An 11,080-nucleotide genomic window follows, 5' to 3' on the forward strand; every position below is an offset into this window, starting at 1 on the left:
TACAACGACGTGGGCGGCCTGGTGCTCTCGGCGGTGGCGACGTTGCTGAGCCTGGCGGGGCTGCTGAGCGTGGTGCTGTACCCCCGGCGCCGCCATGTTCGCCCACCGCTGATCTACAGCCCCTTCGTGCGGCGCCTTCAGGGCAGCGTCACGCCCCAGGTTCCCGACTTCGAGCTGAGCCTGGGCATCGACGCGGCCCGGCTGCTCAACGTATCGGGCCGCTCGCTGCTGCTCTCAGGCTGGTCTCCGGCGAGTGGCAACGCCTGGCTGCGCACCCGCACTGCCGGTGGTCAGCCCCTGGCCCGTCTGGCGGCTGGAGAAACCGCGTATCTGAGTCCCTGGTCGCCCACCAGTGGTGGCCCCAGCGAGGGCGTGCGCCTGTGGTACGCCCGCGAGGGTGACGACACCACCTACCTGTTCCGCGCCGACTGGGCCAACACCTGGGTGCCGCCAGGTCTCGCCGATCAGGGAGAACGGGTGCTGAACTGAGTGTGTATGGTTGTGTGGTTTTGATATTCTGAAGTATATCGTCATGGTTTCTGCCCTCACTGGGTAGATTCTTCGGGAGACTTTCTACGAAACAAACAGAAATTCGGCGCCAGCATATAACAAAACCGGTTTTAGATACTTTATCAGGACGTTGTTGATCCCTCGACCACTGTGCCAGAGGGGAGCTGCGAGGCAGCGGGGTGAGTCGCAGACCTGCTCGCAGAGGGGACGTTTGAGTGGCGTTTCCGCCCAATGAACTGGGACTTTCATCAGTCTTATACAGTTTAACGGCGAGACCCTTCGTTTCACTCAGGATGACAAATTCACCTCCAAAGGCTGCTTGTCCACATTCACAGTCTTCATGGGAAATCGGCGGGCAGGGTCTTCACAGCGCTGGTGGCCGGATGAGGTCTTCGGCGGTGAGGATGGTCAGGTGACGAACGCGGTGATCCTTTCTGAGGCGGCCGTGCCTGACGGGGCGCAGGCGACTCGACCGGCCAGCACGTCGCTCGGTCTGGACGTCTTCCGGGGCGTGGCGGTGGCGCTGGTGGTCGTGCTGCACGTCAGCGGCAGTGTGCTCCCGGCGCTGGCCGAAGGTTCGACCTCAGCTCTGTGGACGCAATCTCTCAACCGCGCCCTGCAATTCGTGGTGCCCGCCTTCCTGATGCTCAGCGCCGCGCTGCTGACCTACTCGCTGCTGGCTCGCCCCGACCTGGGCCGGTATCTCAAGCGCCGCGCCCTGCGGGGTGCCTGGCCGTACCTGCTGTGGTCGGTCATCTTCGTGTTCTGGTACGTCTGGCGCGGCGAGCGGCCCGCCGCCGAACTCAGTGACCCGGCCAGGTGGCTGTTTTACCTGGGTTACGGCAAAGCCAGTTTCCACCTGTATTTCCTGCTGGTGGCGCTCGAACTGTATCTGGCGTTGCCGCTGCTGCTGCCGCTGGCCCGCAGGCGCCCAGGTATCGGAGTGGCCCTGCTGCTGGGGCTGGGCGTGCAGGTGGCCGCCTATCTGCTGAACGCTGCCGTGTTCGACTTCCGTTTTCCGGCCAGTACGCTGCTGTGGTATCTGGCTCCGGTGCTGGTGGGGGTGGGCATCGGGGCGCGGCTGGATGAATTTCCCGAATGGTGGCGGCGGCGGCGTCTGTGGTGGCTCGCCGGTCTGGTGCTCGGCGCGGCGCTGTATCTGCCGCAGGGCCTGGCGCTGGTCAGCGGAGGCGAGGTGGTGAGCTGGAGCTACAGCCTGAGTCACTGGCTGTATTCCACCCTGGCGAGCGTGGCGCTGCTGGCCCTCAGTCTGTATCTGGCCCGCGTACCGCGTCTGGGCGCCGCGCTGGCCAGCCTGGGCATGCTGAGTATGCCGGTGTATCTGCTGCACCCCATCTGTATTCAACTGCTGGGCGATCTGGGCATTCCGGGCGGGCTGGGTGCCTTCCTGGGAATGTTTGCGCTGATGACCACCGTCAGTCTGGGGCTGCCTTGGCTGCTGGGCCGCGTCTTGCAGGGCACCAAGCTCAGCGATGTGCTGTTCGGACGCTGATGGGACGGGGGAGTCCAGCCCGCTCCTCAGCGTGGGTCAGCCCCGATCTGACAGACTGCCCCGGTGCCGTTGCCTCCGCCCCCGCCGCCCCTCGTTTCGCCCGCGCCTGTGAGCGTGCAGCGCATCGAGCATCCGCTGGGCGAGTCGTATCTGTACACGCCGCTGGCCTGTGCTGCCCGTCCGTGCCCGCTCATCGTGGTGTCGCACACGCGGGGCCGCACGGCGGCGGATTTCGCGGCCAGCCCCTTCGTCAAGCTGTATAGCGACGCCTTTCTGGCACGCGGATTCGCCGTGCTGATCAGCAACGACGCCGGGCCGCGTACCTGGGGGGCGGCGCTGGGCTACCTGGGTCAGGTCCACGCGCAGGTGGTGCGCCGCTTCGCCTGGAACACCCGCACCTACGCGTTTGGCCTGAGCATGGGCGGGCTGGCCGCGCTCCGCAGCGCCCTGGGCGGGCCGTATCCGGTCTCCGGCGTGGCCCTGCTCGACGCCCACGTCAGCCTGGACGCCGCCCTGCGCGACCCCGGCGACGCCAGCCGCCAGAACGAGGTGGCCCAGGCGTATGGGTTGGCGAACGTCCAGACCGCTCTGCCGCCCCGCAGTGACCCGCTGGAGCTGATTCACGACCAGCCGGACCTGCCGGTGCTGATCGCCGGGAGCCCGGACGACGGCGCCGTGCCCTTCGCCGCCAACGGGTTGGCGCTGTTTACCCAGTCGCAGTCTACTCAGTCGCCGTCTGCCGAGCGCCGATTGCTGACCCTGAGCGGCCCGCATCTGGGCGGCTCGCACTTCGCTCCGGCGGTTGTCAGTGCCCTGGCCGACTTTTTCGCCGAGCAGGAGCGCCGACTGCTGGCACGGGCCAAGCGGCGCTGAGACCGCAGGGCTGTGCTCAAGTCGGGGGCGCGCCGCCCCGCCAGGGAGTTGATCTTCACTACTGCCCGAAGTTCCCCGCCCTGACGATCACCAGTTTGGCCGGGTCGACATACTTTTTCAGCGCGACCAGCGCACTGGCGGGCGTAACGGCCTGGAGGCGGGCGTCGTCCCTGGCGCTGTCAGCGAAGGTCCGGTTCAGATAAGTCTGCCCCAGCAGGGCACTGAGCAGGTTGCCGTCGTCGCTGCGGTTGGCGGCGGTGGCCTGGCGGATAGCAGCCTGTACCCGGCTCACCTCCTGCGCCGTGAAGCCGCCGTCCAGGGCACGGGTGAGTTCTTCGCGCACGGCGGTCTGCACCTTGTCGATGTCGGCGGGCGAGGCGGTGGCCGACACGTCGAAGCTGCCCAGCGCCTGCTCGCTTGAGGCGCTGATACTCATTTCAGACGAGTAGCTCAGCCCCTCTTTTTGCCGGATGCGGGTCGCCAGCCGCGACGAGAGACTGTCGCCGCCCAGAATCTGCACGGCGATCAGCAGCGGCGCGTAATCGGGATCGGTGTCTTTCAGCGCGAAATTCTGCGAGGCCAGCAGGACTGCGCCGGTCTTGTCGGGCACGCTGATGCTCAGCGTCTGCGGCGCGGGGGTCACCAGCGGGTCGCTCAGGCGCTCATACGGCACAGGAGACTGAAAGCCGTCCAGCAGCTTGGCGACGCTGCTCTCCACCACGCCTTTGTCCAGCGGCCCGACGACCGCCAGTTGCGCCGAACCTGACAGGCCCCACAGTCCGGTGTACACGGCCTTCACGTCGGCGAGGCTCAGCGCCTTCAGGTCTTCGCTGCGCTCGCCCAAGCTGCGGAAATAGCTTCGTTCGCCGCGTGCGGCTCCGGCAGGCATGAAGGCGCGGCTCAGTGCGACGCCAGCCAGCGAGTTCGGATCGGTCTTGCCGCCTTCCAGATTGGTCAGGGCACCGCGTTTGAGGTCGTCAAAATCGCTCTGCGGCCACAGGGGCTCGCGCAGCACGGTGCGGGCCAGCGCCAGCGTGGCGGCCACGTTCTGGGGCGGCGCACTGAGACTCACACTCAGGCCCGTGGAGCTGCCGCCGATGTTCAGGGTGGCGTTCAGTTTGGCGAGCGCGTCGCGGAGCTGCTGCACGCTCAGGCCCACGGACCCGCGCAGCAGCATGGCGGCCACATAACCGCCCGCGTCACGGGTACGGACGCTCGCCTCGGTCGCCCTGTTGCCAATATCCACACTCAGGCTCAGCAGCACCCGGTTGCCCTGCACCGCTTTGCTGAGGTACGCCGCCTTGATACCGCCCGGCAGCGTCAAGCGCTCTACGCGGGCTTCCAGCGCGGCGGGAGCAGTGTCCAGGTTCTCGCCCTGAGCCTGCGCGGCGCGGGGCCTGAAGGTCTTCAGGGCCGCCTCGATGTCCGGCGCCGCCGGAACCGTGACCGTCTGCGGCGCAGGCGTCGGATAAAACGTGCCAGCAGTCAGGTTGCTGGCTTTGAAATACCTCTGGGCCACCCGGTTGACGTCGGCTGCCGTGACGCTGAGCAAGGCGTCACGCTGAATGAAAAAGCTGCGCCAGTCGCCGCCGGGTAGCCCCGAAATCAGGTTCTCGGCGGTGGCGGCAGGGTCAGCGGCCAGCCGGTCGAATCCGGCGACGAGCTGCGTGCGGATATGCTCCACGTCGGCGTCGGTGATCGGTGCGGTGCCCAGCCGCTCGACGACGCCCTGCAAGGCGGCCCGCGCCAGCGCGACGCTGCCGTTCGGCGCCAGATTGACGATCAGGCTGCTCAGGCCCGGCACGCTGTACGAATCCACGCTCATGCCTGCGCTTACCGCCAGTTTGCTGCCCACCAGCGCTTTGTAAAGCCGACCGTCAGGCTGCTCGCTCAGGATCAGTGAGAGCACGCTCAGTGCGGCGTTGTCAGGGCTGTTGGCGGCGGGGCTGTGGTAGCTGTCGATGATGATAGGCGCGGCCCCCACCCGCCGCACACTGACCTTCTTTTCACCGTTCTGGGGCGGCTCCACCGTGTAGTCGGCGATCAGCGCCTGGCCCGGTTTGCTGCGCTCAGGCCGGGCGATCTGACCGAAGGTGGCCTGAAGTTTCGCCAGGGCGTATCCGGGATCGATGTTGCCTGCCAGCGTCACCACGGCGTTGTCCGGCTGATAGTACTTGGCATAGAAGGTCTTCAGGCGGCTGGCCGGAACGTTGATGACCTCCGAGCGGTTGCCGATGACGCTGCGGCCAATCGGGTGAAACGCGAAGGCCGCCTGCTGGGTGGCTTTGTAGAGCAGGTTACTGGCGCTGTTCTCGCCGTTGTCGAATTCGTTGATGACCACCTTGAGTTCGCTGGCAAGGTCCTCGGGCCGAATCAGGCTGTTGACCATCCGGTCGGCTTCCAAGGCACACAGAAAGTCGAGATTCTCCTTGGTGGCGTTCAGTGTGGCGTAGTAGTCGGTATATTCGGGCGTGGTGGTGGCGTTGGCACTGGCGCCGCGCTGGCGCAGGTCGCCGGGAATGTCGGGATGCTGGGGCGTGCCTTTGAAAAGCAGGTGTTCGAGCAGGTGCGCCATGCCGCCCTCGCCCAGTCCCTCGTTCACGCTGCCTACCAGGTAGGTGACATGCAGGGTCATCAGGGCATTGGCGGCGGTGGGGGCCAGCAGCACCCGCAGGCCGTTGCCGAGGCGGTACTCGCTGACGCCCTCTGCCGAGGCCACGAAGGTCACGCCCGCCGGGAGCGTAACGGGCGCGGTCTGCGCGGTGACAGTCTGAGCCGCGTCAGTCGTTTGAGCCAGGGCCATCGGCGCGGGCGTGAGCAGCAGCAGGGCCAAAGTCAGGGTGCGAATGTGCATTGGAGAAGTCTTTCACAGGGTCCGGGCGAACATGGTACGGCCAGAAGCGAGGCAGGCGGCTGGCTCATGTCGCCACCGAGGAGCGCGAATTGGCGGAAATCGCCTCCGGGTTCAGGCCCTTTGTTGCCTTGCAGGGTTGCCGCGCCACGCTATACTCGGCGCAGCAATGACCGGGAAGAGTACCCGGCGTGAGCGCCCACAGGAAGGCCCCCCGTGACTGAGAGGAGGCTGGGAACGCCGCCGGAGAACGTCGCCCGCGAGTGAGAGGGAAGAACGGCCCTGGTGGGCCTTGTAGAGCCTTCCGGGCCGCGCCCGTTACAGCGCTTCAGAGTGCCCCGGCAAAGCTTGGGGAAACGCGGTGGGACCACGGGAACGCTGTTCATAGCGCCTCGTCCGCATTCGGGAGCAGTCAGCCTGGCGGGTGGGGCGTGCTGCGTTGTTGGGTAGCCGTATGTCTGAAGCGGTGTGTCTGGAGGGTGGGCGTGGAAAGCACTCGATTTGAAACTATGCAAGCGGCGGTGAGCTGGGCGCAGGCGCACCGTCTCCGGCAGCGGGCGGTGTGCTACGTGATGCGGGGCCTTGCCGATCAAGCCGAAGTGCTGGTCCTCCGACACGAGCCGCAGCCTGGCGATAGCTGGGTTCAACCGGGCGTCCAGTTGCCCGCAGGTGGCGTGGAAAGCGGCGAGACGCCCGCCCAGGCCGCCGTGCGCGAAGCCTTCGAGGAGACCGGCCTGACCAACTTGGTGGGGCCAGCTTATCTCGGTTCCTGTCTCTGGGTCGGCGTGGGCTGGGCTGGACGTGGGCAGGTCTGGCACTACTTCCAGCTCACGGCGCCACCGGAAGCCCCGGACGCCTGGGACCACCGCGTTACGGCTGGGGAAGACACCGACATGCTGTTTCACCTGAGTTTCGCGCCGCTCAGCGACCATGAGCTGACGCCGGGCCAGGGCTCACACGAGTATCTGGATGAGCTGATGGCGCTTCTCAGTCCGCCCCAGAACCACCGCCGCTTTGACGATCTGATTCAGGCCCGCGCTTACGCCGCCGCTCACGTCTTGCGTGAAAAAGCCGTCTGTCACGTCACCCGCCATGACCAGCTTCTCGTCTTCGACCACGTGCCCGACGACTCCGGAGTGCAGGTGCCGTCCGGCGGCGTCGAACCTGGAGAGACACCTGCTCAGGCCGCCAGCCGGGAATGCGTTGAGGAGACCGGACGCACCGGCTATGGCCCACCGATTTATCTGGGCAGCGCCGTCTGGATCAACGCCGAGCACCGAAAACGCGAGCTGAGGCACTTCTTTCACCTGCTGGCCCCGCCCGACCCGCCCGAAACCTGGGACCATGACGCCGACGAGCACCCCAGCATCTATCAACACAGAAGATTCCGCTGGGTGCTACTGTCCCGCCCCGGCCTGGACTGGAATTTCGACCTGATTCTGCCTGCCCTACCCACTTCTCAGGAGCTTGCCCATGACTGACACCGAACGCGTGACCGACCAGACTGCCACCGATACCGCTGCCGACGCCAACGAACTCGCCAAGGCTTTCGATCCCGCCGCCACCGAGCCCAGATGGGCCAGAAGGTGGTTCGAGGAGCCGTTCCGCGCCGACGCGACCAGCGCTCGGCCCCCCTTTACCATCGTGATTCCGCCGCCCAACGTGACCGGCAGCCTGCACCTGGGCCACGCGCTCGACAACACCCTGATCGATACCCTCATTCGCTACAAGCGCATGGCTGGGTTCGAGGCGCTGTACCTGCCGGGCATGGACCACGCCGGAATCAGCACCCAGGTGGTCGTGGAAAAGCAGCTCAGGGCGGAGGGCGTCAGCCGTCATGATCTGGGCCGCGAAGCCTTTCTGGAGAAGGTCTGGAGCTGGAAGGCCGAGTCCGGCGGCGCGATTCTGGAGCAGCTCCGGCGGCTGGGCGTCAGCGCCGACTGGACCCGTGAACGCTTCACCATGGACGAGGGCCTGTCGCGGGCCGTGCGCCATCAGTTCGTGAGGCTGTACCACGAGGGCCTGGCCTACCGGGGCGAGCGCATCGTCAACTGGGACGTGGAGGCGCAGACCACCCTCAGTGAGCTGGAAATCGACCGGGAAGTCCGCAAGGGCAAGATGTCAACTTTGAGCTACAAGCTCGAAGATGCCCAGGCGGCGGCCAGCAACGGCGGGGCCGGTGAAATCCTGATCGCCACCGTGCGTCCGGAGACCATCTTCGCCGACCAGGCCATCGCCGTGCATCCGGAAGACGAGCGCTTCGCCCACCTGATCGGGCAACGGGCACGCATTCCGCTGACGGACCGCTTCATTCCGGTCATCGCCGACGTCGCCGTGGAGCGTGACTTCGGCGTGGGCGCCCTCAAAATCACTCCGGCCCACGACCCCACCGACTTCGAGATCGGTGAGCGGCATAACCTGGCCCGGCCCAGCGTGATCGATTTGAACGGCAAGCTGACGAGTGACCTGGTGCCCGACGCCTTCCGGGGCCTGGAACGCTTCGCCGCCCGCAAGGCCGTGGTGGCCGCGCTGATTGAGAGCGGCGACCTGATCGAAGAGAAGGACCACGACACGGCCATCGGTTTATCCGAGCGGACCAAGGTGCCTGTCGAACCCATCGTCAGCCTCCAGTGGTTCGTCAACGTGGGGCCGATGGCGGCGCAGGTGCTCGAAGGGCTCGACAAAGGTGAGCTCCGCATCACGCCGGAGCGCTATACCAAGGTCAACCGCGACTGGCTGGAGAATATCCGCGACTGGAACATCAGCCGCCAGCTCTGGTGGGGCCATCAGATTCCGGCCTGGTATGACGGGGACGGCCACATCTACGTGCCCTCCGCCGAGAATCCCGACCTCGACTGCGACAAAGACCCCCAGTACGCCCACCTGAGCCTGCGGCGCGACCCCGACGTGTTCGACACCTGGTTTTCGAGCAACCTGTGGCCGTTCTCCACCCTCGGCTGGCCCGACGAGAGTTCGGAAGACCTGCTCAAGTTTTACCCGACGCAGGTGCTGGTCACCGGCTACGACATTCTGTTCTTCTGGGTGGCCCGGATGCAGATGGCCGCCTACCACCTGACGAACCGCGCCCCCTTCGAGACCGTCATGCTGCACGGCCTGTACCTCGACGCCAAGGGCCAGAAGATGTCCAAGAGCAAGGGCAACGGTATCGACCCGCTGGAACTCTTCGGCGAGTACGGGGTGGACGCCTCGCGCTTCGCCTTCGCCTTCCTGAGTACCGGTGGGCAGGACATCAAGCACGATCCGCGCCGCTTCGAGCAGGGCCGCAACTTCGCCAACAAGCTGTGGAACGCGGCCCGCTTCGTGCGGATGCGGCTGTCCGAGGTGGCGCCGGACCTCGATCCTGCTGACCCGCTGAGCGCCTACATTCAGGCCGCCGCCGAGATGCCGCAGGGCGCCAGTCCCCGCAGCCGCGATCTGCTCTCGCATCTGGTGGCCGACAAGTCCAAGCTCACGCTGGCCGACCGCTGGATCATCAGCCGCCTGAACGCGGTCACGGCGGAAGTCACCGGGCACCTGGACGCCTACGACCTGGGCGCCGCCATCCGGGCCATCTACGCCTTTACCTGGGACGAGTACTGCGACTGGTATCTGGAGGCCGCCAAGCCCGCCATGAGCGCGGCCAATACCGGCACGCTGGCGACGCTCAAGCTGGTGCTGGAGCATATTCTGAAACTCCTGCACCCATTCATGCCGTTCATCACCTCCGAGCTGTACGAGGCGCTGGGCCACCGCCGTCAGCTCGCCGTCCACGCCTGGCCGGAAGTCAACGTGGCGCTGCACGACCAGGAGGCCAGCGAGGCGTTCACCCGGCTCCGCGCCGCCGTGAGTGCCGCCCGCAGTGTCAAAAACGAACTCGGCCTCTCGCCGCAGGACCGCCTGAGCGTGCAGGTAGACGGTGAAGCCGCCGAACTGGTCCGCGCCAACGCCCGCGTGGTGGAGGGCGTCGCCCGCGTGACGCTGGTGGACAGCCTGGAAGGCCGCACACTCAGCGCCGTGGACGCCGGGGTGATCGTCCGCGCCGCCATCGAGGGCACGGTGGACATCGCCGACTGGCTGGGCAAACAGCGCAAGCGCCTGCTGGAACTCGGCAAGCAGATCGCCCAGGCCCAGGGCAAGCTCAGCAGCGAAAACTTCGTGGCCCGCGCCCCCGCCGAGGTGATCGAAGAAGAAAAGCGCCGCGTGGAGGACTTCGGAGCGCAGAAAACGAGACTGGAAGAGGTGCTGGGGCAGTTTGAGTGAGTTTAGGGATTTTTGCAAGCAACTCGCAAAATGTTAGGGTTGACTGCTTTCGGAAGGGTGGTGTTGACACTCACGCGTGTCGCACCACTTTTTCAATGCAACAGCGAATAGTTGTTCTTTTCATGCCGTGAGAATAAGCTAAGTTTGAGATAAATTACATTTAGACCGGGTTAAGCTAATCGTCATGAGGGCTGTGGCGCACCAGTCATTCCCTTCGCTTACGCCAGCGTCCATACCAGATCGGCCTGAAAACTCCTGGCCGGGCCACGTACCATATAGCCTCTGGAGCTGTGGCACAGCACGCCGCCGTGGGGCAGGGGCAGAAGAAAGTCACCGGGCACGCGCCCGTACCGGAAATTCACGGCGTCGCTGGGCGACAGGGTGCCGATGCCGACCAGGTGTGTGAGCGCCCTTGAAAAACTGGCCGGGCTGATGACTTTCTCGTGCATGCAGAGTGCTCCTTGAGTGGGTAGGGCGGTGGCAATATAAGATCACCGCTTCGGTATGAAGTAGAGGCGCCGTATCGGACCTGATCGGGTACTAAGTATTTTGATGTGGCCGATTTACTGTCACTCTCAGTATGCCGCGCCGGGCCATACAGGATTCTTGCAGTCGGGCAAGCGATTGCCGGTAATTTCACATGGGTCAAAGCAGTGGCTGATTCAGACGGTCAGCCGGATGGGGTGGCCTCCTGGCCGGGCTTGGATACCGTGCCTGAGCACTGTGTTCGGCGGCGTGGAATGGTCCACGACCGCTAAGCAGCATGCCACGACCCGGCGCGGACGGCTGTGGCCTGTCTGGACGGGCATGGGCGGGCCAGCGCCAGGGAACAGAGGAAGGGCCACGCCGCGACGCTCGCTGGCATGGCCCTCATGGTTGAATGTCGGTGGTCGAACCTGGTTTACTTGGCGGGCATCAACACGGTGTCGATGACGTGGATCACGCCGTTGGACGCCTTGATGTCGGCCTTGGTGACCTTGGCCTTGTCGATCATGACGTTCTTGCCCATCACGGCGATCATCACCGAGGAGCCCTCGACGGTCTTGGCGTCCTTCATCTTCATCACGTCGGCG

Annotated in this window: 7 protein-coding genes and 1 pseudogene; 5 read left to right on the forward strand and 3 right to left on the reverse strand. The window is 65.6% G+C overall.

All coding sequences use genetic code 11. The features are described 5' to 3' along the window. From Q0R23_RS14260 to Q0R23_RS14270, 3 genes and pseudogenes are all read left to right on the forward strand, one after another. Nucleotides 1-489 (forward strand): annotated as a pseudogene (locus Q0R23_RS14260) (hypothetical protein); the annotation flags it as partial. Nucleotides 490-955: 466 nt separating this feature from the next. Further along, the gene (locus Q0R23_RS14265) at nucleotides 956-2,023 is read left to right on the forward strand and encodes an acyltransferase (protein WP_293914035.1); all 1,068 of its coding nucleotides are present in this window, start codon (nucleotides 956-958) and stop codon (nucleotides 2,021-2,023) included. Nucleotides 2,024-2,086: 63 nt separating this feature from the next. Continuing rightward, on the forward strand, nucleotides 2,087-2,896 hold the full coding sequence (locus Q0R23_RS14270) for an alpha/beta hydrolase (RefSeq protein WP_293914037.1): 810 nt from the start codon (nucleotides 2,087-2,089) through the stop codon (nucleotides 2,894-2,896). Between the two features lie 58 nt (nucleotides 2,897-2,954). Here Q0R23_RS14270 and Q0R23_RS14275 read toward each other — a convergent pair whose 3' ends face one another. Next, nucleotides 2,955-5,750, reverse strand: coding sequence for a M16 family metallopeptidase (locus Q0R23_RS14275; RefSeq protein ID WP_293914039.1), 2,796 nt, complete (start codon nucleotides 5,748-5,750; stop codon nucleotides 2,955-2,957). 482 nt (nucleotides 5,751-6,232) lie between these two features. Between Q0R23_RS14275 and Q0R23_RS14280 the strand changes: the two genes are divergently transcribed. Next, nucleotides 6,233-7,228, forward strand: a complete 996-nt coding sequence (locus Q0R23_RS14280; RefSeq protein ID WP_293914041.1) for an NUDIX domain-containing protein — start codon at nucleotides 6,233-6,235, stop codon at nucleotides 7,226-7,228. Then, the gene (locus Q0R23_RS14285; RefSeq protein WP_293914043.1) at nucleotides 7,221-10,007 is read left to right on the forward strand and encodes a valine--tRNA ligase; all 2,787 of its coding nucleotides are present in this window, start codon (nucleotides 7,221-7,223) and stop codon (nucleotides 10,005-10,007) included. Before Q0R23_RS14280 ends, Q0R23_RS14285 begins: the two co-directional genes overlap by 8 nt. A 218-nt stretch (nucleotides 10,008-10,225) precedes the next feature. On the opposite strand, the gene Q0R23_RS14290 is transcribed toward Q0R23_RS14285, so the two are convergent. Both Q0R23_RS14290 and Q0R23_RS14295 read right to left on the reverse strand, forming a co-directional pair. Then, on the reverse strand, nucleotides 10,226-10,456 hold the full coding sequence (locus tag Q0R23_RS14290) for a hypothetical protein (RefSeq protein ID WP_293914045.1): 231 nt from the start codon (nucleotides 10,454-10,456) through the stop codon (nucleotides 10,226-10,228). Nucleotides 10,457-10,908: 452 nt separating this feature from the next. Further along, nucleotides 10,909-11,070: a fasciclin domain-containing protein gene (locus Q0R23_RS14295; RefSeq protein WP_366520411.1), complete on the reverse strand. Its 162-nt coding sequence runs from the start codon at nucleotides 11,068-11,070 to the stop codon at nucleotides 10,909-10,911. Between the last annotated feature and the right edge of the window lie 10 nt (nucleotides 11,071-11,080).

It is taken from the genome of Deinococcus sp. (genome assembly GCF_025362455.1).
Taxonomy (GTDB): domain Bacteria; phylum Deinococcota; class Deinococci; order Deinococcales; family Deinococcaceae; genus Deinococcus.

What these genes read in the sequence shown, in the direction of transcription:
- Q0R23_RS14275 (WP_293914039.1), bottom strand. Translation starts at nt 5,750, where the DNA reads ATGCACATTCGCACCCTGACTTTGGCCCTGCTGCTGCTCACGCCCGCG.
- Q0R23_RS14285 (WP_293914043.1), top strand. Translation starts at nt 7,221, where the DNA reads ATGACTGACACCGAACGCGTGACCGACCAGACTGCCACCGATACCGCT.
- Q0R23_RS14290 (WP_293914045.1), bottom strand. Translation starts at nt 10,456, where the DNA reads ATGCACGAGAAAGTCATCAGCCCGGCCAGTTTTTCAAGGGCGCTCACA.
- Q0R23_RS14295 (WP_366520411.1), bottom strand. Translation starts at nt 11,070, where the DNA reads ATGAAGATGAAGGACGCCAAGACCGTCGAGGGCTCCTCGGTGATGATC.